22 protein-coding genes, 1 pseudogene and 1 other annotated feature (1 of these 24 running past the window's edge) are annotated in these 21679 nt (G+C 57.5%); of the genes and pseudogenes, 10 read left to right on the top strand and 13 right to left on the bottom strand.

Going from position 1 to position 21679, the window contains the following annotated elements:
• The first annotated feature begins 11 nt into the window (after positions 1-11).
• The 7 genes from FA91_RS09780 (at position 12) to FA91_RS09750 (ending at position 7890) form a co-directional block, all read left to right on the top strand.
• A complete protein-coding gene (locus FA91_RS09780) occupies positions 12-1025 on the top strand; it encodes an ABC transporter ATP-binding protein (RefSeq protein ID WP_034915172.1) in 1014 nt (337 codons plus the stop codon).
• Positions 1022-2023: a murein tripeptide/oligopeptide ABC transporter ATP binding protein OppF gene (oppF, locus tag FA91_RS09775; protein WP_034915169.1), complete on the top strand. Its 1002-nt coding sequence runs from the start codon at positions 1022-1024 to the stop codon at positions 2021-2023. The genes FA91_RS09780 and oppF overlap by 4 nt, the downstream gene beginning before the upstream one ends.
• Before the next feature lie 196 nt (positions 2024-2219).
• Positions 2220-3881, top strand: a complete 1662-nt coding sequence (locus FA91_RS09770; RefSeq protein ID WP_231566802.1) for an ABC transporter substrate-binding protein — start codon at positions 2220-2222, stop codon at positions 3879-3881.
• A 46-nt stretch (positions 3882-3927) separates the two neighbouring features.
• Complete coding sequence (locus FA91_RS09765; protein ID WP_034915166.1) at positions 3928-4884, top strand: ABC transporter permease; 957 nt, start codon at positions 3928-3930, stop codon at positions 4882-4884.
• 2 nt (positions 4885-4886) lie between these two features.
• A complete protein-coding gene (gene opp4C, locus FA91_RS09760; RefSeq protein WP_034915164.1) occupies positions 4887-5834 on the top strand; it encodes an oligopeptide ABC transporter permease in 948 nt (315 codons plus the stop codon).
• Positions 5831-6829 carry an ABC transporter ATP-binding protein gene (locus FA91_RS09755; protein ID WP_034915162.1) on the top strand — a complete coding sequence of 333 codons (999 nt, stop codon included), beginning with the start codon at positions 5831-5833 and terminating at the stop codon, positions 6827-6829. Before opp4C ends, FA91_RS09755 begins: the two co-directional genes overlap by 4 nt.
• Entirely contained in the window at positions 6820-7890 is a 1071-nt protein-coding gene (locus FA91_RS09750) for an oligopeptide/dipeptide ABC transporter ATP-binding protein (RefSeq protein WP_051937122.1), read from the top strand. Before FA91_RS09755 ends, FA91_RS09750 begins: the two co-directional genes overlap by 10 nt.
• On the opposite strand, the gene FA91_RS09745 is transcribed toward FA91_RS09750, so the two are convergent.
• Together FA91_RS09745 and cls are read right to left on the bottom strand one after the other, a co-directional pair.
• Positions 7814-8137: an HI1450 family dsDNA-mimic protein gene (locus tag FA91_RS09745; RefSeq protein WP_034915159.1), complete on the bottom strand. Its 324-nt coding sequence runs from the start codon at positions 8135-8137 to the stop codon at positions 7814-7816. The genes FA91_RS09750 and FA91_RS09745 overlap by 77 nt on opposite strands.
• Positions 8138-8173: 36 nt before the next feature.
• Positions 8174-9634: a cardiolipin synthase gene (gene cls / locus FA91_RS09740; RefSeq protein WP_034915156.1), complete on the bottom strand. Its 1461-nt coding sequence runs from the start codon at positions 9632-9634 to the stop codon at positions 8174-8176.
• A 141-nt stretch (positions 9635-9775) separates the two neighbouring features.
• Between cls and FA91_RS21010 the strand changes: the two genes are divergently transcribed.
• Positions 9776-9946 carry a YciY family protein gene (locus tag FA91_RS21010; RefSeq protein WP_152601416.1) on the top strand — a complete coding sequence of 57 codons (171 nt, stop codon included), beginning with the start codon at positions 9776-9778 and terminating at the stop codon, positions 9944-9946.
• Positions 9947-9976: 30 nt separating this feature from the next.
• Here the strand turns inward: FA91_RS21010 and FA91_RS09735 are convergent, their stop codons facing one another.
• Positions 9977-10273, bottom strand: coding sequence for a YciI family protein (locus FA91_RS09735; RefSeq protein ID WP_034915153.1), 297 nt, complete (start codon positions 10271-10273; stop codon positions 9977-9979).
• A gap of 203 nt (positions 10274-10476) precedes the next feature.
• On the opposite strand from FA91_RS09735, the gene tonB reads away from it, so the two are divergent.
• On the top strand, positions 10477-11208 hold the full coding sequence (gene tonB, locus FA91_RS09730; RefSeq protein WP_034915151.1) for a TonB system transport protein TonB: 732 nt from the start codon (positions 10477-10479) through the stop codon (positions 11206-11208).
• Between the two features lie 148 nt (positions 11209-11356).
• Here the strand turns inward: tonB and yciA are convergent, their stop codons facing one another.
• From yciA to FA91_RS09710, 4 genes are read right to left on the bottom strand one after another with little or no spacing between them, the layout of a single operon-like run.
• Positions 11357-11791 carry an acyl-CoA thioester hydrolase YciA gene (gene yciA / locus FA91_RS09725; RefSeq protein WP_034919181.1) on the bottom strand — a complete coding sequence of 145 codons (435 nt, stop codon included), beginning with the start codon at positions 11789-11791 and terminating at the stop codon, positions 11357-11359.
• Positions 11792-11848: 57 nt separating this feature from the next.
• The gene (locus FA91_RS09720) at positions 11849-12385 is read right to left on the bottom strand and encodes a septation protein A (RefSeq protein ID WP_034915148.1); all 537 of its coding nucleotides are present in this window, start codon (positions 12383-12385) and stop codon (positions 11849-11851) included.
• 36 nt (positions 12386-12421) lie between these two features.
• Positions 12422-13153, bottom strand: coding sequence for a YciC family protein (locus tag FA91_RS09715; protein WP_034915146.1), 732 nt, complete (start codon positions 13151-13153; stop codon positions 12422-12424).
• A 23-nt stretch (positions 13154-13176) separates the two neighbouring features.
• The gene (locus FA91_RS09710) at positions 13177-13596 is read right to left on the bottom strand and encodes a YkgJ family cysteine cluster protein (protein WP_034915142.1); all 420 of its coding nucleotides are present in this window, start codon (positions 13594-13596) and stop codon (positions 13177-13179) included.
• A 254-nt stretch (positions 13597-13850) separates the two neighbouring features.
• Here FA91_RS09710 and ompW point away from each other — a divergent pair, with 254 nt between their 5' ends.
• Positions 13851-14483: an outer membrane protein OmpW gene (ompW, locus tag FA91_RS09705; protein ID WP_034915140.1), complete on the top strand. Its 633-nt coding sequence runs from the start codon at positions 13851-13853 to the stop codon at positions 14481-14483.
• A 54-nt stretch (positions 14484-14537) separates the two neighbouring features.
• Here the strand turns inward: ompW and FA91_RS09700 are convergent, their stop codons facing one another.
• The 6 genes and pseudogenes from FA91_RS09700 to FA91_RS09670 all read right to left on the bottom strand — a co-directional run bounded on the left by FA91_RS09700 (position 14538) and on the right by FA91_RS09670 (position 21569).
• A complete protein-coding gene (locus FA91_RS09700; RefSeq protein WP_034915137.1) occupies positions 14538-14849 on the bottom strand; it encodes a BON domain-containing protein in 312 nt (103 codons plus the stop codon).
• Between the two features lie 161 nt (positions 14850-15010).
• A complete protein-coding gene (gene trpA, locus FA91_RS09695; RefSeq protein ID WP_034915135.1) occupies positions 15011-15814 on the bottom strand; it encodes a tryptophan synthase subunit alpha in 804 nt (267 codons plus the stop codon).
• The gene (trpB, locus tag FA91_RS09690; RefSeq protein WP_034915133.1) at positions 15814-17004 is read right to left on the bottom strand and encodes a tryptophan synthase subunit beta; all 1191 of its coding nucleotides are present in this window, start codon (positions 17002-17004) and stop codon (positions 15814-15816) included. Before trpB ends, trpA begins: the two co-directional genes overlap by 1 nt.
• A gap of 48 nt (positions 17005-17052) precedes the next feature.
• Positions 17053-18414 carry a bifunctional indole-3-glycerol-phosphate synthase TrpC/phosphoribosylanthranilate isomerase TrpF gene (trpCF, locus tag FA91_RS09685; protein ID WP_034915131.1) on the bottom strand — a complete coding sequence of 454 codons (1362 nt, stop codon included), beginning with the start codon at positions 18412-18414 and terminating at the stop codon, positions 17053-17055.
• A 2-nt stretch (positions 18415-18416) separates the two neighbouring features.
• Positions 18417-20007 (bottom strand): annotated as a pseudogene (gene trpD / locus FA91_RS21360) (bifunctional anthranilate synthase glutamate amidotransferase component TrpG/anthranilate phosphoribosyltransferase TrpD).
• Positions 20007-21569, bottom strand: coding sequence for an anthranilate synthase component 1 (locus tag FA91_RS09670; RefSeq protein WP_034915123.1), 1563 nt, complete (start codon positions 21567-21569; stop codon positions 20007-20009). The pseudogene trpD and the gene FA91_RS09670 overlap by 1 nt, the downstream one beginning before the upstream one ends.
• 24 nt (positions 21570-21593) lie before the next feature.
• Positions 21594-21679, bottom strand: a sequence feature (Trp leader region) (it continues 13 nt past the right edge of the window).

The raw sequence follows: 21679 nt of genomic DNA, 5'->3' as shown, positions 1-21679 counted from the left end.
GGAGTTTCCCGATGAGCGTAATTGAACAACAGCCAGCACTGGCGAAAATCGCGGGAAGCGACCGGCTACTTGACGTCAGGGATTTGCGCGTCACCTTTTCCACCCCGGACGGCGACGTGACGGCGGTTAACGATTTGAACTTCGGCCTGAGCGCGGGCGAAACGCTGGGGATCGTCGGCGAATCCGGTTCCGGTAAATCGCAGACCGCTTTCGCCCTGATGGGCCTGCTGGCGAGCAACGGTCGCATTGGTGGTTCGGCGGTGTTCCAGGGCAAAGAAATTCTCAACCTGCCGGAGAACAAGCTGAACAGACTGCGTGCCGAGCAGATTGCGATGATTTTTCAGGATCCGATGACCTCGCTGAATCCCTATATGAAGGTGGGCGAGCAGCTGATGGAAGTGCTGAAACTGCATAAAGGCATGAACAGCGCCCAGGCCTTCGACGAATCGGTACGGATGCTGGACGCGGTGAAAATGCCCGAAGCGCGCAAGCGGATGAAGATGTATCCGCATGAGTTCTCTGGCGGGATGCGTCAGCGCGTGATGATCGCGATGGCGCTGCTTTGTCGGCCTAAACTGCTGATCGCCGATGAGCCCACTACCGCGCTGGATGTGACGGTGCAGGCGCAGATCATGACGCTACTGAACGACCTGAAAAGAGAGTTCAACACCGCGATTATCATGATCACCCACGATCTCGGCGTGGTCGCCGGTATCTGCGATCAGGTGCTGGTGATGTATGCCGGGCGCACCATGGAATATGGCCGTGCGCGCGATGTTTTCTATCAGCCAACGCACCCATACTCCATCGGCCTGCTCAACGCAGTGCCGCGCCTGGATGCGGAAGGCGAGTCGCTGACTACCATTCCCGGCAATCCGCCGAACCTGCTGCGCCTGCCGAAGGGTTGTCCGTTCCAGCCGCGCTGTCCGCACGCGATGGAGATTTGCTCGACCATGCCGCCATTGACGCCGTTTGGCGAAGGGCGCCTGCGTGCCTGCTTTAAACCCGCGGAGGAACTGGTATGAGCGCGGTAGCTGAGAAAAAAGTCCTGTTAGAAATCGCCGATTTGAAGGTGCATTTCGATATCAAAGACGGTAAGCAGTGGTTCTGGCAGCCGTCAAAAACGCTGAAGGCGGTGGACGGCGTCAGCCTGCGCCTCTATGAGGGTGAAACGCTGGGCGTGGTGGGTGAATCCGGCTGCGGCAAGTCGACGCTGGCGCGTGCCATTATCGGGCTGGTGAAGGCGACCGACGGACGCGTCGCCTGGCTTGGCCGCGATCTGCTGGGCCAGAGCGAAGAGGAGTGGCGGCGCGCACGCAGCGATATTCAGATGATTTTCCAGGATCCGCTCGCCTCGCTGAACCCGCGCATGACCATTGGCGACATCATCGCCGAGCCGCTACGCACCTATCATCCAAAAATGCCGCGTCTGGAAGTAAAAGAGCGGGTGAAGACGATGATGATGAAAGTGGGGCTGCTGCCAAACCTGATCAACCGGTATCCGCACGAGTTCTCCGGCGGCCAGTGCCAGCGTATTGGTATTGCGCGTGCGCTGATTCTCGAGCCTAAGCTGATCATCTGTGATGAACCGGTTTCGGCGCTGGACGTCTCCATTCAGGCGCAGGTGGTGAACCTGTTGCAGAAACTACAAAGGGAGATGGGGCTGTCGCTGATCTTTATCGCTCACGATCTGGCGGTGGTAAAACATATCTCCGATCGCGTGCTGGTGATGTATCTGGGGCATGCCGTGGAACTGGGCACCTACGATGAGGTGTATCAGAATCCGCAGCATCCCTACACGCGCGCGCTGATGTCCGCCGTGCCAATTCCCGATCCCGATCTGGAGAAGAACAAAGTCATCCAACTGCTGGAGGGCGAGCTGCCTTCACCGATCGATCCGCCCTCGGGCTGCGTCTTTCGCACCCGCTGTCCGATTGCCGGCCCGGAGTGTGCCAAAACCCGCCCGCTGCTGGAAGGAAGCTTCCGTCACGCGGTTTCCTGCCTGAAGGTCGATCCGCTTTAACAGCGTTAGTGAAGGGGCGCGGCAGCGCCCTTTTTTTTCGTCAATATCTTTCTTGCCTTTAGCACATTAACGTCGAAGAACATGCTTTTTCGTTGTTAGACAGCCTCTGTGAATGACCTTACTCTCTCGCTGATTATTACCATTGGATGAGGGATCGTTTTTGGCCACGTTATCAATTCCGTTTTTCGCCACGCCTCTGCGCGTGGCCGTGAGCGCTGCACTGCTGACCAGCGCGATAGTCTGTTCATCTTTCGCTTTTGCGGACGAACTGCTTCAGGAAGGTATCACACCGGCAACCGACGCCAGCCAGGTTCCCGCTGCCGCAAAATTGCGTAAGGATACGGTTATCGCCGGTATCTCCGAACCGCAGGGCATCTTTAATCCCTATTTCTTTGTTAACGGCTGGGATGAAAACGTCACCAATGTGATCTTCGCACGGCTGATCGACTGGGACAGCCACGGCAAACTTGTGCCGGGCCTGGCGGAGAGCTGGCAGGTCAGCGATGATGGCAAAACCTGGACGATAAAACTGCGCCCTGATTTAACCTTCAGCGACGGCTCGCCGCTCAGCGCTGAAGACGTCGCCTTCACGCTGACCGTCCTCTACGATCCGAAGTATGATGGCGATACCGACATCACTCTGGCGCATATCGCCGGTGGCGACGCGTACAAGCAGGGTAAGGCCGACAGCGTCAGTGGACTGAAGGTTATCGATCCACTTACCTTACAGGTTACCACCACGCAGCCGGGCGCCACCACCTTGCAAAAGATCGGCGGGCCGGTACTGTCGAAAGCGTATTACGGCCGCGGCTATCAGCGTGGAGAGCTGGATTACCTGCGCACGCTGCACGGTAAACCGCTCGGTAATGGCCCTTATATCTACGATAAATATATTCCCGGCCAGGAGATCCGTTTCCATGCCAACGCCCACTACTATCGTGGTAAACCGCCCACGCCGCGATTTATTTATCGCGTCACCAATCCGTCAACCAATTTCCAGTTATTTCAAACCGGTGACACCGATTACGATGCGTTTACCTCGCGGCCGGATGATATTGAACAGCTCAAACTCCTCGGCTTCGCCAATATCAATCTCTACGGCTCCAGCGACTACAGTAAGGTTGAGTTCAATCTGAAGCGTCCGGCCTTGCAGGATGTTCGCGTGCGTCAGGCGCTGATTTATGGCCTCGACCGCCAGAAGCTGGTCAGCGTGGTTTATCAGGGTTACGGCAGCGTGGCAGTGGAACCCATCGCGCCCATCTCCTGGGCTTACAATACGCAGGGCGTAAATCCTTACTCCTTCGATCCGGCGCAGGCGAAAAAGCTGCTGGATGAGGCAGGCTGGAAGGTGGGAGCAGACGGCATCCGGGTTAAAGACGGTAAGCGGCTTGAACTGTCGCTGCTGGTCAGCAAGAAGGTGCTGAATGACGCGCTGATCCCGATTGCCAAAGAGAACTATCGGCAGATTGGCGTGCTGCTTAAGCCACAGGTGGTGGACTTCAATGCGCTGATGTCACAGCGTAAGGCGGGCAACTACGATCTGGCCTCCTTCAGCACCAGCACGCTCAACGATCCGCACGATGGCGTATGGGACTTCTACAGCACCGAAGCCGCCGTTCAGGGCTATCACAATGCGGAAGTCGACAGGCTGATCAATGAAGGCAACGCCACGTCAGATATTGAGAAGCGAAAACCGATCTATCATCAACTCTACCAGGTGCTGGCAAACGATCCGCCGGTCATTCTGCTTGCCAATCGTAAAATTCTCTCGGCCAGCAGCGCAAGAGTCACCGGTTTCAGGCCGGATATCTACAACGGCCTGACCGGCAGCCTGCCGGATGTCAACATCGTTAAATAACCAGCCCTGACCGCCGCGATGACCTCGCGGCGGCACCGAGAACGTGATGAGAAATTTCATTCTGCGTCGTCTGCTGCAAACCCTGCCGATGCTGCTGCTTGCGTCGCTGCTTATCTTCCTGCTGTTTGCAAAAACGCCCGGCGATTTTATTGATGGCAATATTACGCTGACCGCGCAGCGCGCCGCTGAACTGAAGGCGCTCTACGGCCTGGATCGGCCGCTGCTGACGCGCTACCTGCACTGGCTCTGGCAGTTAATGCAGGGCGATCTGGGTTATTCGCTGCAATACCAGATCCCGGTCAGCCAGCTGCTGAATCAGTACATCTGGAACTCCTTTCTGCTGGCGAGCGTCGCACTGGTTTTCTACTGGGGGATTGCGCTGACGGTGGGTGTTGTGTCAGCGATGAAACCCGGATCGCTGTTCGATCACCTGGTCAGCGTGGTGATTTTCGCCGCCATGTCGTTTCCGACCTTTTTCCTCTGCCTGCTGCTGATTAAGTGGTTTGCCGTCGATCTGCACTGGCTGCCGGTCGGCGGCATGACCAACATCGGCAGCGATGAAGGCGGTTGGGCGTATATCATGCAGGTGGCGGCACATCTGATCCTGCCGGTGCTGGCGCTTGTGATGTTGCAGGCCGGTAGCCTGACGCGTTATTTCCGCGCCAGCATGATTGACGTGGTGCGGATGGATTTTATCCGTACCGCGCGCGCCAAAGGGCTGCGCGAAGGCAGGGTGATTTTCAAACATGCGCTGCGTAATGCGCTTCTGCCCATTATCACACTGCTCGGTTTTGAACTGCCGGGGCTGTTTTCCGGTGCGCTGATCACCGAGAAAGTTTTTAACTGGCCCGGCGCCGGACATATCCATATTGACTCACTGGCCGCGCGTGACTATCCGGTGTTGATGGGTTTTACGCTGTTTCTTGCGGTGCTGACCATTCTGGGCAATCTGCTGGCCGACGTGCTTTACGCCTGGGCCGATCCGCGTATTCGGGTGGCATGAAGATGTTGCGAACGTTATTTTCCACCCAACGCCGTTTGCGCAAGGCGGAGATTCCGGCGCTGGCGCAGGTGACACCGTCACCCTGGCGGCAGGCAGTGCGCGCGCTGCGCGGCAACCCGCTTGCCATGCTTTGCCTGGTTGTACTGCTGGTGATGGCCGTCTGGTGTATGGTTGGGCCATACTTCTCGCCGTGGCGTGACGACGCCACCGATGCGCTGATGATTAATAAGCCACCCGGCGCGGAACACTGGCTTGGCACAGACTTTCTGGGACGCGACGTGTACACGCGCCTGCTGTTGGCGGGCCGTATTTCGTTGATTATCGGCCTGCTGACCATGCTGATGTCGGTCACGCTCGGCTATCTCTTCGGCGCCATTTCCGGGTATGTGGGCGGCCTCACGGACAAACTGATCATGCGCTTTGCCGATCTGGTGATGACCATTCCGTCGTTGCCGCTGTTGATTGTCATGGGGGCGATGCTCGCCGAGCTGGACTTCTCGCCGGAGTCGCGCGTCTGGATGGTTATCGTCATGCTCAGTGTGCTGGAGTGGCCAAAACTGGCGCGCCTGGTGCGCGGGCAGATCCTTTCGCTGCGCGAGCGCGAGTTTATGTTAGCGACGCAGGTGCTGGGTCTGTCATCCCGCCGCCGCCTTTTCGGTCACCTGCTGCCCAATACCGTGCCGATCCTGGTGGTGATGGCGACGATGGCGGTGGCGAATGCCATCCTCAGCGAATCGGCGCTCAGCTATCTCGGGCTGGGCGTGGTGCCGCCCATGCCCTCGTGGGGAAACATGATGGACGCGGCGAACAGCCTGATCGATTTTCAGCGCCGCCCCTGGCTGTGGATGCCGCCGGGCATCGCGATTTTTATTACCGTCATTGCCATTAATATTCTTGGCGACGGCCTGCGCGACGCGCTCGATCCTAAAATGAAACGGAGCAGACGATGACGCAGCCGTTGGTGCGTTTTAATCACTTTTCCCTCTCTTTTGCCAGTGAACAGGGACGGGTTCGCGCCGTGCAGGATCTCTCTTTCGAGGTGCGGGGCGGACAAACCGTGGGTATCGTGGGTGAGTCGGGCTGCGGAAAAAGCGTCACCGCAATGTCGCTGATGGGGCTGTTGCCGCCCCGGTCGGCGAGCATCGACGGCGGTGAAATTCTCTTTCAGGGCCGCGATGTATTGGCACTGCGCGGCAGAGAGCGGGCGGCGCTGCGTGGCAACCAGATGGCGATGATCTTTCAGGAACCGATGACGGCGCTCAATCCGGTACTTACCATTGGCGAACAACTGGTGGAGCCGCTGATTTTCCATCGCGGCGAATCGCCGAAGAAGGCGTGGGCGCTGGCGACGGAAATGCTGACCAGCGTGGGCCTGGCCCGTGCGGAAAGCCTGATGAGCAGCTATCCTCACCAGCTTTCCGGCGGCATGTTGCAGCGCGTAATGATCGCGATGGCGCTGAGCTGTCAGCCCGCGTTGCTGATCGCCGACGAGCCGACCACTGCGCTGGACGTCACCGTTCAGGCGCAAATTCTGCGGCTGCTGCGCGAGCAGGCGCAGCGGCACGCGATGGCGCTGATGCTTATTACGCATGATTTAGGGGTGATTGCGCAGATGACCGAGCGGGTGGTGGTGATGTACGCCGGCAGGATCGTTGAGCAGGGTACCACGGCGGAGGTGCTGCGCAATCCGCTGCATCCTTATACGCAAGGGCTGATTGCCGCAAAACCACAGCCGGGAGAGCGTCGCCGTCGCCTCTACTCAATACCCGGCCAGGTGCCCGATCTGGCGGCGCTGCCGCCATACTGCGCGTTTTACGCTCGCTGCGAACGCGCCACCGAGCGCTGTCGCGCGGGCGTTCCGCCACTCATCGGCGACGAGCGGCAGGTCGCCTGTTTCTGGTCCGGCCCCGCCGCGCTTGCCGCAGGAGCGACACCATGTATCTGATTGAAGTGGACGGGCTGAAAAAGTATTTTCCGGTTCGTGATGGCCTGTTTGGACAGGAGACTGGCCAGGTGCGCGCCGTGGATGACGTCAGCTTTGCCATTCGTAAAGGCACCATCTTTGGCCTGGTAGGAGAATCGGGCAGCGGTAAAACCACCGTAGGCCGCACGCTGCTGGGGCTGCATGATAAAACGGCGGGGCGGGTGATTTTTCGCGGCGAAGATCTGCACGCAATGAAGCCAAAGCAGATGAAAGCGCTACGGCCCGAGATCCAACTGGTGTTTCAGGATCCCTACAGTTCGCTCAATCCACGCCTGCGGATTGGCGATGCCATCGGTGAAGCCCTGCTCGAGCATAAACGCTGCACCCGCGCCGAACTGCGCGACAGGGTGCTGGAGGTGATGAATATTTGCGGCCTTGCGCCGCAGCATTACGATCGCTTTCCCCATGAGTTTTCCGGCGGTCAGCGCCAGCGCATCGGCATTGCGCGCGCATTGATCCTGAAACCGGCTTTTATTGTGGCGGATGAGCCGATTTCGGCGCTGGATGTGTCGATCCAGGCGCAGATCATCAATCTGTTTGCCGATTTGCGGGATGATTTTGGCGTCACTTTTCTGTTTATTTCGCACGATCTCGGCGTGGTGGAACATCTGTGTGATGACGTGGCGGTGATGTATCTGGGGCAACTGGTGGAGACGGCAAGCCGTGATGCGCTGTTTCGCCAGCCTCTCCATCCTTACACGCAGGCGCTGCTGGCGGCGGTGCCGACGCTGGATCCGGATAGTGAACCGGTAGCCGTGGTCAGTGGGGAAATTCCGGATCCTTCAAACCCGCCAGCCGGCTGCCGTTTTCATACGCGCTGCCCGTATGTCACGGCGCGCTGTCGGGTGGAGGTACCGCTGTTGCGTGAGGTTGAAGAGAGCGGTCATCGCGTGGCCTGCCATAACGTACAGGGCGACGCTTCCCGGTTGACCGTTGCACGCGTGGCTAGTCGCGCCACAGAATATGGCAAATCTTGTGATCTTTCTCACGGCACAGCAGCACGCGGGCAAAGACATCGTTAATAGGCTCGCCGTCTGCATCGCCCAGGCCGATGACCACTTCCGAGAAGAAGTCCGGGTTCAGGTCAATATCAACGTGTTCAGCCCAGTCCTCGGCCGGATCGTGAAGTTCCGCGCCGCCGCGCTCTTCAAACTGAAGATTGAACAGAATGATATCGGCCGGATCGAGATTATCAGCGGCCAGCTCAAGAAAAATATCGTAGGCCTGTTCCAGCGTTTCATCTTCTGTAAGGCGATTGTTTAAATCCATAACGTTTTCCATCGGGCCGGGTCATTTCCGCACGTTTTACAGCAACGGGCTGAAGAAGTAAAACAGTCGTTCAACAATTCGTTGCCACCACGCGCGCTTCGCCCAGCGCCGGGCGTCAACCAGACGCGAACGGGCGATATAGTCGTCCTGAACGGTCGCCAGATCGCTGCCAAAACCGTCGTCGTCAATCACCAGCGTGATTTCAAAATTGAGCCACAGACTGCGCATATCGAGGTTCACCGTGCCGACCAGACTGAGCTGACCGTCCACCAGTACGCTTTTGGTGTGCAGCAGGCCGTCTTCAAACTGATAAATCTTTACCCCGGCTTCCAGCAGTTCGGCAAAAAACGCCCGGCTGGCCCAGCCGACCAGCAGCGAATCGTTATGGCGCGGCACGATGATGCTGACGTCAACGCCGCGCAGCGCGGCGGTACAGATGGCGTGCAGCAGGTCGTCGCTTGGCACAAAGTAGGGCGTGGTCATGATCAACTGCTCGCGCGCGGCATACACCGCCGTCAGCAGCGCCTGGTGAATCAGGTCTTCCGGGAAGCCAGGCCCGGAGGCAATCACCTGGATGGTGTGTCCGCTCTCCTGCTCGAACGGCATAATATTGGGATCCGGCGGCGGCGGCAGGATGCGCTTGCCGGTTTCGATCTCCCAGTCGCAGGAGTAGATAATGCCCATGGTGGTGGCGACCGGGCCTTCCATTCTTGCCATCAGGTCAATCCATTGCCCGACGCCGGCGTCCTGTTTAAAATAGCGCGGATCGACCAGGTTCATACTGCCGGTGTAGGCGATATAGTTATCGATTAACACCACCTTGCGATGCTGGCGCAAATCCATCCTGCGCAAAAACACGCGCAGCAGATTGACCTTTAGCGACTCCACCACGTCGACCCCGGCGTTGCGCATCATGCCTGCCCAGCGGCTGCGGAAGAACTGCACGCTGCCCGCTGAATCAAGCATCAGGCGGCAGTGCACGCCGCGCCGCGCCGCCGCCATCAGCGACTCAGCGACCTCATCGGCCATGCCGCCGGGCTGCCAGATATAGAAGACCATTTCGATATTGTGACGTGCTAACTGGATATCGCGGATCAGCGCGGTCAGCGTATCGTCGGTAGAGGTGAGCAGCTGGAGCTGGTTGCCTTTAACGCCCGCCACGCCCTGACGTTTCTCACACAGTTGAAACAGCGAGCGCGCCACATCACTGTTTTCATGGGCGAAGATCTGATGGCAGGATTTTAAATCGGTCAGCCATCGTGCCGTTGAAGGCCACATGGTGCGCGCGCGTTCGGCGCGACGTTTGCCGAGGTGCAGCTCACCAAACGAGAGATAGGCAATGATCCCCACCAGCGGCAAAATATAGATGATCAGCAGCCAGGCCATGGCGGACGGCACCGTCCGACGCTTCATCAGGATCCTGAGCGTAACGCCAGCGATCAGCAGCCAGTAGCCAAAAACAAGAAGCCAGCTGAGCAGGGTATAAAACGTCGTCATGGTGTGGGAAATCCGGTTCTCTCTTAGATAGAAGGAGTGTACGTGCAGATGACGGCAGGCGAAACCTTTAAGTCATCGGACCTCAGTTACGGCGTTGAGGCGTTATAATACGCCGCCATTTTTTTAAAGCAGGAAGAAGAGATGAGACGAAGCCGCAATGAAGTCGCGCGCTGGAGAATGCAGCGTCAGGCCCAACGTCGCCGGACACGCTGGCTGGAAGCGCAATCCAAACGCTACGGACGGATGCATCTTATCCGTCATACGTTAAACCAGCAGCATCGTCGCTCTGTCCTGTTTATTAACCAGCTTTGAGCCCATCCGGCAGGCTGCGCAACTGATGGCTTAAAAAACGCGCTTGAAGGGTTTGACCGCCACCTGCTTATACACGCCAGCGGCGATATAGGGATCGTCCTGCGCCCAGGACTGCGCCTCTTCCAGCGAAGAAAACTCGGCAATGATGGTGGAGCCGCTAAAGCCCGCCGCGCCGGGTTCGTTGCTGTCAACCACCGGCATCGGGCCGGCAACGATCAGGCGGCCTTCGTCTCGCAGCAGCTGTAAGCGCGCCAGATGCGCCGCACGCACCGAGGTGCGCTTTTCCAGTGAGTCTGCATTATCTTCCGCATAGATTACGTAAAGCACCTGTTATACTCCTGTCCGCTCAAAAAGTTGGCTTCACGTTAAGTTATTGACAGGGATTCTGCAAACGAAAAGCGCCGCTCAGAGATACAGCCGCGGTGAAAAAGCGATTAAGAACAAAAACCATCACCTTATTATGCGTGGTTGTTGAAACTGATTGCTATTTGCATTTAAACTTACACCTTCACTTTTGCTGTAGAAAGATTATGACGACGCTGACTGAACCCTCTTTACCCCGACGTATTTCGTTACCGATGCTGGGCTCCGTTGCGCTGCATGTGGTGGCGATTGGCGGGATCCTTTACGCCTCTTATCACCAGGTTGTGGAAGTACCAAAAGCGTCTCAGCCTATCAGCGTTTCAATGGTGGCGCCGGAGGTACAGCCGGAGCCGCAGCCTGCTCCTCAGCCCGCACCGGAACCGGTGCCAGAACCTGAGCCAGAGCCAGAGCCGGTTCCCGAACCGCCGAAGCCGGTGCCGGTGCCCATTCCGAAACCGGAGCCAAAACCAAAACCGAAACCGGTGAAGAAAGAGGTGGTCAAGCCGAAGAAGCAGGTAAAACCGCGCGAGGAGCCGCGTCCGGCATCGCCGTTCAATGAAAACAAGCAACCCGCGCCTAAGCCTTCCACCGCGCCGAAAACCGCGCAGGGGTCTTCAGTCGCGCCGCCAACCGGGCCAAAAGCGCTTAACGTCGGCAAACCGGTTTATCCGGCGCGCGCGCAGGCGCTGCGCATGGAAGGACGCGTGCGGGTGCAGTATGACGTTGATGATTCCGGCCGCGTTGATAACGTCCGCATCCTCTCCGCCGAACCGCGCAATATGTTCGAGCGCGAGGTGAAGGCTGCGATGAAACAGTGGCGATATGAACCCGGTAAACCTGGCAAGAACCTGACGATGAATATTATGTTCCGTCTCAACGGCGGCGCAAGCGTCGGGTAAATAAAAACGGCGGGGAGGCGTGTCTGGCAGGGCAATCGTAAAGATGCAAAACGCCATCCCTGACTGTCCGGCACGCGCCGTCAAGGGCGCGTGCCGCTTTACTCTTTACCCTGAACGACTCTCCAATAGCACTGTTGCGCGGCCCGGTTCAGGCCTGTGCTTCGTCGTCTGACTGAAAGTGGCTCTTATCCGCAGGCAGCGGGCGTGACTTGCCTTTATCATCAACGGCAACATAAACGAACACCGCTTCGGTGGTGCAGTAACGCTGACCAATCGGTTCCGACGACACTTTTTTTACCCATACCTCAATATTAATGGTTATCGAGCTGGTGCCGGTGCGAATACAGCGCGCGTGACAGCTCACTACGTCACCTACCGCTACCGGTTTCAGAAAGGTCATGCCGTCCGCACGTACCGTCACCACGCGCCCACCGGCAATCTCTTTCGCCAGAATGGCGCCGCCCATATCCATCTGCGACATCAGCCAGCCGCCAAAAATATCGCCGTTGGCATTGGTATCAGCGGGCATCGCCAGCGTCCTCAGCACCATTTCACCCTGCGGCGCACGATTTTTGTTATCGATCATCATTTTGCTTCCGGTAAAAATAAAAAAAGCCCGGCGAGTGGCCGGGCATGGTGACTATTTTTCTTCTTGCGGCATCAGACGGTAGATATAGACCCCGCTGAACAGCGTGAACAGCAGCGTGAGGCCGGTTAAACCAAAGACTTTAAAATTGACCCAGATTTCCTGCGGCATCCAGAACGCCACATAAATATTTGCCAGACCACAGGCGAGAAAAAAGATTGCCCAGGCCACGTTCAGCCTTCGCCACGCAAGGGCAGGCAGCGTCAGCTCTTTACCCAGCATGGTCTGGATCAGCGGCTGTTTCATCCAGAACTGGCTGAACACCAGTGCGGCAGCGAACAGCGTATAGATAACGGTTACTTTCCACTTGATGAATTCATCGTTATGGAAAACCAGCGTCAGCGTGCCGAACACGGCCACCAGCACGAAGGTGACGATGGTCATTTTTTCCACTTTACGATACAGCACCCAGCTTGCCACCAGCGCAAGCGCGGTGGCGACGATCAGCGCGCCGGAGGCGACAAAAATGTCATACAGCTTATAAAAGACAAAAAATACCACCAGCGGAAGAAAATCAAGTAATTGCTTCATAAGGGCTTCCAGATACCAGACAGAGCCAAAACTGCATTAACGTAACAGCATATAAAGGCGATATAAGTAGATAATCAGTATGGCCGAAATGAGGTTGCTGAGCGCGTTAAGCACTACTGAAGCCACATTGGCAGGCAACACGGTCAACGAGGAGGCCAGCAACAGCACCGCCACCTTCGCCAGCAGCCAGACGGCTACCGCCGGCGCAACCAGCCTGACCTGACGCCACGCCAGACGGATGCTGGTGCGCATGGCCGCAAATACGCCGACTTTTTCGGTGCTCATGATCACCGGCGCCAGCGACAGCAAAATCGCCATCGCAATCCCCGGCACCACCACGACCATAAAGCCAATCTGCACCGCCAGCGTCATCAAAAACACCAGCAACAGCAGACGCAGCAGCATGGGCGCAGATGCGCCGATCGCGCGTAGCGCGCTGACGCGCTGCCCGGCGGAAACCATCGGCAGCAGGCACAGCATGCCCCCCAACAGCAGGGTGTTGCCCAACAGTGAGGCGAAGGTACCCGCAGCCGATGCGCGCAGCAGCACCTGCTGCTGCTCCGGCGTCATATTCTGTACCATTTCCAGCAGGCTGGAACCGCTGTTGCCTTCGGTCATCAGAGAGAGCTGTCCGGCTTCGGGGGTTAATGCGTGGCCAATAATAACGGTGATGAATGAGGTTAACAGCGCCATCAGCACGATAGTAATAAGCTGATGGCGTAAAAAATTCCCGGTGTCACGGTAAAGCGATCCCGCCGTGATTGACATGTACACTCCTTGAAAAGCCTGTATTAACGATCGAGCGATTGTACATTGTCTGACGCTAACCTGGCACCCTGACTTACATAACTTTCGATTAAAGAAGGCGATAGTGCTGCAAAAAGCGGCGGCAGTCCGTAGCGTGCCCGGGCGCGATCGCACGCTTCATTCGCTTCACCGTTTTCACCCGCACGGGCGAACTCGCGGCAGGGAGTGGGCCGGTTTTCATAAATCCCGCATGAAACGCAGCCTCCTGGCTCCCCCTTTAACGCCACGCAGCGAGGCGAACGCGCGTTGGTGCCGCGCATGTTGCGCATAAAAAGATTTAAAGGCTCGGTCAGTTCAGCCGGAACAACGCCGCCGCCGTCGTCAGCTTCTGACCAGTAAAAAGAGACGCGAAAATGTGCGCAGCAGGCGCCGCAACTGATGCATGGATTAAGAGAGTCGCTCATCTGATTGTCCACCCCTCCTGAGGCTTCGAACCAACATCACCAGTAAGAAATATGAAAATAGTCCGCTGCCCTGTTTCCTGCAACAGGGTTAATTCTTTAGAGGTAGAAGTGGGTAAGTTGATCTAAATCAACTCTATGTTTTTTAAGGGATTCGAAAAAATTGATTTGGATGATCTTTTTGAATAACCCATGTAAAAGTACGGCCAATAACTACCAAATCAAACTTTCATAGCAAATTTGCAAAGGAGTGAAGGATGAAACTGAAAGCACTGGCGCTGGCTGTGGTTACTCTGTTACCCGTTGTGGCATCCGCCCATGAAGCGGGCGATTTCTTTATGCGGGCAGGTTCTGCCACCGTGCGGCCAACCGGTGGTTCCGATGACGTGCTCGGGTTAGGCGAATTTGACGTCAGCAACAATACTCAACTGGGGCTGACCTTTACCTGGATGGCGACCGACCACGTGGGGGTTGAACTCCTCGGCGCCACGCCGTTCCGCCATAAAGTGGGGCTGGAATCTACCGGCACGCTGGCCACGGTGCGTCAACTGCCGCCCACTCTGATGGCGCAGTGGTACTTTATGGACGGCGCCAGCAAATGGCAGCCTTACGCCGGTATCGGCGTTAACTACACCATGTTTTACGATGAAGATTTTAATCAAACCGGTCGCGATGCGGGCTTAAGCAATTTGAGCGTGAAAAACTCGTGGGGCGTGGCGGGTCAGGTAGGGCTGGATTATCAACTCACGCCAGACTGGATGATCAATGCCTCCGTCTGGTACATGGATATTGATACCAAAGTCAGCTTTGATGCGGGCGGCGAGCGGCAGAGCATTGATACTCACATTAATCCGTTCGTCTTCTTCTTTGGCGCAGGCTATCGTTTCTGATCGTCAGCCATAAAAAAAGGCGCACTCTGTGCGCCTGTATAACGTCTGTCAGATTTACTTAATCTGCATTTTGTTAGTTACCGCATTAACGCCTTTCACGCTACGGGTGATCTGCACCGCGCGATTAGCCATCTGTGGTGAACTGACAAATCCGCTCAGCTGTACGCGACCTTTAAAGGTTTCAACGTTGATCTCAGTGGATTTAAGCATATCGTCCTTAATTAACTCGCCTTTCACCTTGGTGGTGATAACCGTGTCGTCCAGATAACCGCCAGTACCTTCTTTTGTTGCTGTTGGCGCACAGGCGACCGTCAATGCTACTGCTGCCGCAATCACCACACCCGTCAGAACTTTAAACAACTTCATTGTCAATCTCCCTGTCATTAATAATTGGCATGTGCCGGTCGGACAGAACTGTTCTGTCACTCGTAGAGTGTTAGCGACGATAGCGAATTAATCAATTTGCTGGCACTAAAAAAGAACAGAAAAATAGCGCCTTAACGGAGTCGCTAAGGCGCGAGAGGAAATTAACGCGTGGCGGCTTTCAAATTGCTGACAAAAGCGGTCAGTTCAGCCAGCATTTCCGGCGGGTTGGCGTGATTGCGCTCGATAATTTTAACGATAGCGGAGCCGGAGATGGCGCCCGCTGCGCCTGCGTTAAGCGCTTCTTTGACCTGAGAAGGCTCAGAGATGCCAAAACCCTGAAGCGGCGGTGCAGCATGATACTCGCTCAGCTTCTCAACCAGATGCTGCAAAGGCAGGCTGGCGCGCGTTTCCGCACCGGTCACGCCCGCACGTGACAGCAGATAGGTGTAACCACGGCCGTGCGACGCAATTTCACGCAACAGCTCGTCATCGGCGTTGGGTGGGCAGATATAGATCGGCGCGATGTTATGGCGCATCGCCGACTGGCGGAAAGCGGCCGACTCTTCAACCGGCACGTCGGCAATCAACACCGAATCCACGCCCGCTTCCTGACAGCGTGCATAAAAGTTATCCACGCCGTTTGAGAAAACCAGATTGGCGTACATCAGCAGGCCAATCGGGATCTCTGGATGCTTCTGCCGCACGGTTTTCAGGATCTCAAAACAATGTGACGGTGTCACGCCCGCAGCAAAAGCGCGTAGGGTGGCATTTTGGATCGTGGGGCCGTCGGCCAGCGGATCGGAAAAGGGGATGCCCAGTTCCAGCGCGTCCGCGCCGCCTTCAATCAGCGCATCGATGATTTGCAAAGAGATCTCGGGTGAGGGATCGCCCAGCGTCACAAAAGGAACAAAGGCACCTTCGTTATTAGCGCGCAGGCGTTTGAACAGCTGTTCATAACGTTCCATCAGATTTCTCCCTTCGCAGTCAGAATATCGTGAACGGTAAAGATGTCTTTGTCGCCGCGACCGGAAAGGTTAACCACCAGCAGCTGCTCTTTTTCCGGGTTCTCACGCATCATTTTCAGCGCGTGGGCCAGCGCATGAGACGACTCCAGCGCAGGGATTATGCCTTCGCTGCGACACAGGATCTTGAATGCGTCCAGCGCCTCGTCATCGGTAACAGAGACATACTCTGCGCGACCCGTGCTGTTCAGGTGCGCGTGCTGCGGGCCGACCGAAGGGAAATCCAGCCCGGCGGAAATGGAGTAGGACTCCTCAATCTGCCCGTCCTCCGTCTGCATCATCGGCGCCTTCATACCGAAATAGATCCCCACGCGACCGTGCTTGAGTGGCGCGCCGTGCTCGCCGGTTTCGATGCCGTGGCCTGCCGGCTCAACGCCGATCAGCCCGACGTTGGCGTCATCAATAAAATCGGCGAACATGCCGATAGCGTTTGAGCCGCCGCCCACGCAGGCGATAACCGCATCCGGCAAACGACCTTCTCTTTCCAGTATCTGCGCTTTGGTTTCTTCACCAATCATTCGCTGAAACTCACGCACGATGGTCGGGAAGGGATGCGGGCCGGCGGCGGTGCCAAGCATATAGTGCGCCGTGTCGTAGCTGCCGGACCAGTCGCGCAGCGCTTCGTTGCAGGCATCTTTCAACGTGGCCGAGCCGCTGTGCACCGGGATCACCTCGGCGCCCATCAGGCGCATTCTGAAGACGTTTGGCGACTGGCGCTCAATGTCTTTCGCGCCCATGTAAATGCGGCACTTCAGGCCCAGCAGCGCGCTGGCCAGGGCGGAGGCCACGCCGTGCTGTCCGGCGCCCGTTTCAGCGATTATCTCTTTTTTGCCCATGCGCTTCGCCAGCAGTGCCTGTCCCAGCACCTGATTGGTTTTATGCGCGCCGCCGTGCAGCAGGTCTTCGCGCTTCAGGTAAAGACGGGTGCGGGTGCCTTTTGTCAGGTTCTGGCAGCGGGTCAGGGCGGTGGGACGACCGGCGTAGTTTTTCAGCAGATCGCTGAATTCAGCCTGAAATTCCGCATCGCGCTGGGCGCTGACAAAGGCTTCTTCGAGCTGGCGCAGGGCCGGCATCAGAATCTGCGGCACGTACATGCCGCCGAATTCACCAAAATAGGGATTGAGTAAGGTCATAGTCGTTTCTCTTTTCCAGCAGGAAGCAGGCCGGGCCTGCTTCAGGAGTCAGTAAGCCTTCAGCGTTTGAAACACGGAGGCAATTTTCGACGCATCTTTAATGCCGGGAGCGCTTTCCACGCCTGAATTAAAATCCAGTCCGGCGCAGCCAAGCCGGGCGGCTTCCACGCAGTTGTCGGCGGCCAGGCCGCCGGCCAGCAGCACGTTATCCAGCCTCTGGCCCTGCAACAGCGCCCAGTCAAAGCGTCTGCCGCTGCCGCCCTGACCGTTATCAAAGACGTAGCGATCGACGTGCGGCCAGTCACGCGCAGGCAGAGCGTCATCGATACTGAACGCCTTCCAGATTTTTATTTCAGGCGGCAGCGCGGCGCGCAGTTCAGCAACATACTGGCGGTCTTCCTGACCGTGTAACTGAACGGCATGCAGCTTAAGGTCGGTTGCAATAGTGACAACGTCACCGGGTGCGTTATGACGAAACACGCCGACGTATTTAAGCTTTGCTCCGCCGATCACCGCGCGCGCTTTTTCCGTATCAACCTGACGCGGAGATCCTTCAGCGAAAATCAATCCGCCGTAAATCGCGCCGGCGTCCAGCGCGCTACGTGCATCTTCCGGGCGGGTCAGGCCGCAAACCTTGTTGTCGCCGAGCATGACGCGGCGAACGGCGGCGGCCAGATCGTCTTCTGACATCAGCGCCGAGCCAATTAAAAAGCCGTTCGCAAAATGGCTGAGTTCGCGCACCTGCGCGTAGCTGTTAATGCCGGATTCGCTGATCACGGTAACGCCGTGCGCCATTTTCGGCGCGAGACGGCGGGTGCGGTCAAGGTCAATCGACAGATCGCGCAGGTCGCGATTGTTAATACCGACAACTTTCGCGCCGAGCGCCGTGGCGCGAGCCAGCTCCTCATCACTGATCACTTCAGTGAGTATGCCCATCTCCAGGCTGTGCGCGACGGCGGCGAGCTGGCGATACTGTTCATCATTCAACACTGACAGCATCAGCAGGATCGCATCGGCCTGATGGTAACGCGCCAGGTAAATCTGATAAGGATCGATAATAAAATCCTTACACAACACCGGCTGGGTGACGGCAGCGCTGACCACCGGCAGAAAGTCGAAGCTGCCCTGGAAATACTTCTCATCGGTGAGTACGGATATTGCCGACGCGTAGTCCTTATAAACACCGGCGATAGTGGCCGGATCGAAATCTTCACGGATCAGCCCTTTTGACGGCGAAGCCTTCTTACACTCAAGAATGAACACGGTACGCGTGCCTGCAAGCGCATCATAAAAGCTGCGGGTCGAGGGCGTAACCTCATCCTGAAATGAAGAGAGCGGCTGCGCTTGCTGACGCGCTGCCAGCCAGACCGCTTTGTCCTGAACAATTTTAGCGAGTACGGTATCCTGCATGATTATCCTCTTGCTGCCAGTGCCACAACGCGTTCATAAGCTTTGCCGCTGCGAATGACGCGAAGTGCGTGTTGCGCATTTTCACGGAGGTCTTCGTGACCGAAAATTTTCAACAGCAGCGCAACGTTCACGGCGACGGCTTCTTCATGGGCGCGTTCGCCCTTACCCTGAAGTAATCGGGTCAGAATGTCACGATTTTCTTCCGGCGAACCGCCTGCCAGCGCCTCCTGCGGATGAAAGCTCAGGCCAAAATCTTCCGGCGTAAGCTGATAATGCGTGATTTCGCCTTCGCGCAGTTCGGCCACGTGCGTGGCGCTGTGCAGCGCCACTTCGTCCATTCCGCCGCCGTGCACCACCGCAGCGCGCTGGTAACCCAGCACTTTCAGCGTCTGCGCAATCGGCAACACCAGCTCCGGACTGTAAACGCCGATCACCGCCAGCGGCGGGCGGGCCGGATTGATCAGCGGGCCAAGCACGTTGAACAGGGTGCGGGTTTTTAACTGCTGGCGCACCGGCATGGCGTGGCGAAAACCGCTGTGATACTGCGGCGCGAACAGGAAACAGACATCCAGCTCATCCAGCGCCTTACGCGCCTCGTCCGCAGGCAGATCCAGACTGATGCCAAACGCCGCCAGCAGATCGGAAGAACCGGATTTGCTGGAGACGCTGCGGTTACCGTGCTTGGCAACCTTCAGGCCGCAGGCCGACGCCACAAAAGCGCTGGCGGTGGAAATATTGATGCTGTTACTGCCATCGCCGCCGGTACCGACGATATCGGCAAAAGCGTAGTCGGGACGCGGAAAAGGTTTTGCGTCTTCCAGCAGCGCGGTGGCCGCCCCCGCAATCTCTTCGGGACGTTCGCCGCGCACCTTCATGGCGATCAGCGCGGCGGCGAGCTGCGTCGGCTCAAGCTGTCCGGTAATGATGGCTGAAAATAGCTGGTGGCTCTCGGCCTGGCTCAGCGTCTTCGCCTGGTAAAGCTTTTCCAGAATTACGTTCATTTCATTCTCCCTGTTACGCCAGCGCCCAGGCGATGGTTTGTTCCAGCAGTCGCGCGCCCTGCGTGGTCAGAATGGACTCCGGATGGAACTGAAAGCCGCACACGCGATCGCCATCGTGACGCACGGCCATCACCATGTCATTGAAGGTCGCGTTGACCGTCAGTTCGGCAGGCACGTTGCTGCCGACCAGCGAGTGATAGCGCGCCACCGGCAGCGGATTGCTCAGTCCGGCAAACATGCCGCAGTCGTCGTGAGTGACGGCAGAGGCTTTACCGTGCAGGATTTCCCCCGCCTGACCAACGTGGCCACCATAGCTTTCCACAATCGCCTGATGCCCCAGACAGATGCCAATAATCGGCAGTTTGCCGCGTAGCTGGCGCAATAATTCAGGCATGCAGCCCGCGTCGGCAGGTGCGCCGGGGCCTGGTGAAAGCAACAGCACCGGACGGGTCATGGTGTTAACACGCTCAACCAGCGTCTGCGTCGGCACGTTATTGCGATAGATCACCACGCGATGACCGAAGGCGCGTAGCTGATCGACGAGGTTGTAGGTGAATGAGTCGATATTATCGAGCAGCAGGATATCGGCCATCAGAAAATCTCCTTGCAGTGATGCGCAGTGGCGATAGCGCGCAGTACCGCGCGCGCCTTGTTGCGACTCTCGTCGGCTTCGGCCTGAGGGACGGAATCCAGCACCACGCCCGCGCCGGCCTGGACGGTGGCGACGCCGTCTTCAACCCAGGCCGAGCGGATAACGATACAGGTGTCCAGATCGCCACTGGCGGTAAAGTAACCCACCGCGCCGCCGTAGCTGCCGCGACGCGTGCCTTCGGCGCTGGCGATGAGCTGCATGGCGCGAACCTTCGGCGCGCCGCTCAGCGTGCCCATGTTCATACAGGCGCGGTAGGCATGCAGTACATCAAGATCTTCTCTCAGCGTGCCAACCACCCGCGACACCAGATGCATCACGAAGGAGTAGCGGTCAACTTTGGTGAGATCGGCCACGTAACGGCTGCCCGGTTCGCAGATGCGCGCCAGGTCGTTGCGCGCCAGATCAACCAGCATCAGATGCTCCGCCAGCTCTTTATGATCGGTACGCATCTCCAGCTCAATGCGGCTGTCGAGATCGCGATCCAGCGTGCCGTCTGCGTGCCTGCCGCGCGGACGCGTACCGGCAATAGGATAGATTTCAATCTGACGGTTGGTTGCATCGTATTTCAGTGAGCTTTCGGGCGAGGCGCCAAAGAGCTGAAAATCGCTGTCCTGCATGAAGAACATGTAGGGGCTGGGATTGCTGTTTTTCAGCGTGTCATACGCCGCCAGCGGCGACGGGCAGGGCAGCGAAAAGCGGCGCGACGGCACGACCTGAAAAATTTCGCCCTGACGAATGGCCGCCTGCATCTCTTCAACCACCGCGCAGTAGGCTTCATCGCTCTGGTTACAACTCAGCGTCATGGTTTCAAGGGTTTTGACGGGCAGCGAGGGCGCCGGTTGCAGCATCTGCGCGTGGATCTGCTCAATACGGCTTTGCAGCCGTAAAAATTCCGCCGGTGCCGGGGTAAACAGGCTGGCCTGCAAACGCGCGCTCCGGCTCTGGTGGTCGATAACCAGCAGCGTTTCGGCCAGATAGAAGCAGTAATCTGGGCAGCGCTGGTCATTTGCCAGCGCGGGCAGATCTTCAAAACCTGCGACCAGGTCATAGGCAAACAGGCCGCCGAGCAGCACGGCTTCGCGCTCGTCCGCCGGGCTTCTGACCAGATGCGGGATCAGGCGCAGCGCATCAAACACCGAGGTGGCCTTCAGACGTGAATCTTCATCCTGTACCTCGCTGTTTGGCGAAAAACGGAGTTCGCGGCCATCGGGACGTACGGTATTCACCACGTCATGCGGCAATGCTTCGTCCAGCAGCGGCAGCAGCGCGCGACCGTTTTCCGAGAGCGCCTGAATGGTGACGACATTCTCCAGCGCGTTGATGCGCAGCGCGCTGTCAACAATCAGCAGGCTTTTCAGGTTACGTTTGCTGTCAATATCAGCGGATTCCAGCAGCAGCGTGGCGGGACGCGCGCCGCAAAGCTGATGGAATACGGCGGCCGGATCTTCGCGATAAGGGGCGCTACCGGTAATCAGTTTCACTCCAGGTTTAACGTTTGGCATACACTCACTTCTCTAAATTTTGCAAAAAAAAAGCCCGCTGTTGGCGGGCCTGGGTATCTGCACTCTTTCAGGTACGTGCAGGACGCCTTCGCCCGTTCAGGAAGAAGTGC

Source organism: Erwinia sp. 9145 (assembly GCF_000745075.1).
GTDB classification, from domain to species: Bacteria; Pseudomonadota; Gammaproteobacteria; order Enterobacterales; family Enterobacteriaceae; genus Erwinia; species Erwinia oleae.
The sequence above is the reverse complement of the archived record's forward strand: the minus strand, read 5'-3'. Positions and strand labels throughout refer to the sequence as shown.

Coding starts and splice junctions, on each gene's coding strand:
- FA91_RS09700 (WP_034915137.1), bottom strand. CDS start 14,849: ATGAAGTTGTTTAAAGTTCTGACGGGTGTGGTGATTGCGGCAGCAGTA.
- FA91_RS09755 (WP_034915162.1), top strand. CDS start 5,831: ATGACGCAGCCGTTGGTGCGTTTTAATCACTTTTCCCTCTCTTTTGCC.
- oppF (WP_034915169.1), top strand. CDS start 1,022: ATGAGCGCGGTAGCTGAGAAAAAAGTCCTGTTAGAAATCGCCGATTTG.
- trpA (WP_034915135.1), bottom strand. CDS start 15,814: ATGGAACGTTATGAACAGCTGTTCAAACGCCTGCGCGCTAATAACGAA.
- FA91_RS09710 (WP_034915142.1), bottom strand. CDS start 13,596: ATGAGCGACTCTCTTAATCCATGCATCAGTTGCGGCGCCTGCTGCGCA.
- FA91_RS09750 (WP_051937122.1), top strand. CDS start 6,820: ATGTATCTGATTGAAGTGGACGGGCTGAAAAAGTATTTTCCGGTTCGT.
- cls (WP_034915156.1), bottom strand. CDS start 9,634: ATGACGACGTTTTATACCCTGCTCAGCTGGCTTCTTGTTTTTGGCTAC.
- tonB (WP_034915151.1), top strand. CDS start 10,477: ATGACGACGCTGACTGAACCCTCTTTACCCCGACGTATTTCGTTACCG.
- FA91_RS09715 (WP_034915146.1), bottom strand. CDS start 13,153: ATGTCAATCACGGCGGGATCGCTTTACCGTGACACCGGGAATTTTTTA.
- FA91_RS09720 (WP_034915148.1), bottom strand. CDS start 12,385: ATGAAGCAATTACTTGATTTTCTTCCGCTGGTGGTATTTTTTGTCTTT.
- opp4C (WP_034915164.1), top strand. CDS start 4,887: ATGTTGCGAACGTTATTTTCCACCCAACGCCGTTTGCGCAAGGCGGAG.
- FA91_RS09745 (WP_034915159.1), bottom strand. CDS start 8,137: ATGGATTTAAACAATCGCCTTACAGAAGATGAAACGCTGGAACAGGCC.
- FA91_RS09780 (WP_034915172.1), top strand. CDS start 12: ATGAGCGTAATTGAACAACAGCCAGCACTGGCGAAAATCGCGGGAAGC.
- FA91_RS09765 (WP_034915166.1), top strand. CDS start 3,928: ATGAGAAATTTCATTCTGCGTCGTCTGCTGCAAACCCTGCCGATGCTG.
- ompW (WP_034915140.1), top strand. CDS start 13,851: ATGAAACTGAAAGCACTGGCGCTGGCTGTGGTTACTCTGTTACCCGTT.
- FA91_RS09670 (WP_034915123.1), bottom strand. CDS start 21,569: ATGCCAAACGTTAAACCTGGAGTGAAACTGATTACCGGTAGCGCCCCT.
- trpB (WP_034915133.1), bottom strand. CDS start 17,004: ATGACCTTACTCAATCCCTATTTTGGTGAATTCGGCGGCATGTACGTG.
- trpCF (WP_034915131.1), bottom strand. CDS start 18,414: ATGCAGGATACCGTACTCGCTAAAATTGTTCAGGACAAAGCGGTCTGG.
- FA91_RS21010 (WP_152601416.1), top strand. CDS start 9,776: ATGAGACGAAGCCGCAATGAAGTCGCGCGCTGGAGAATGCAGCGTCAG.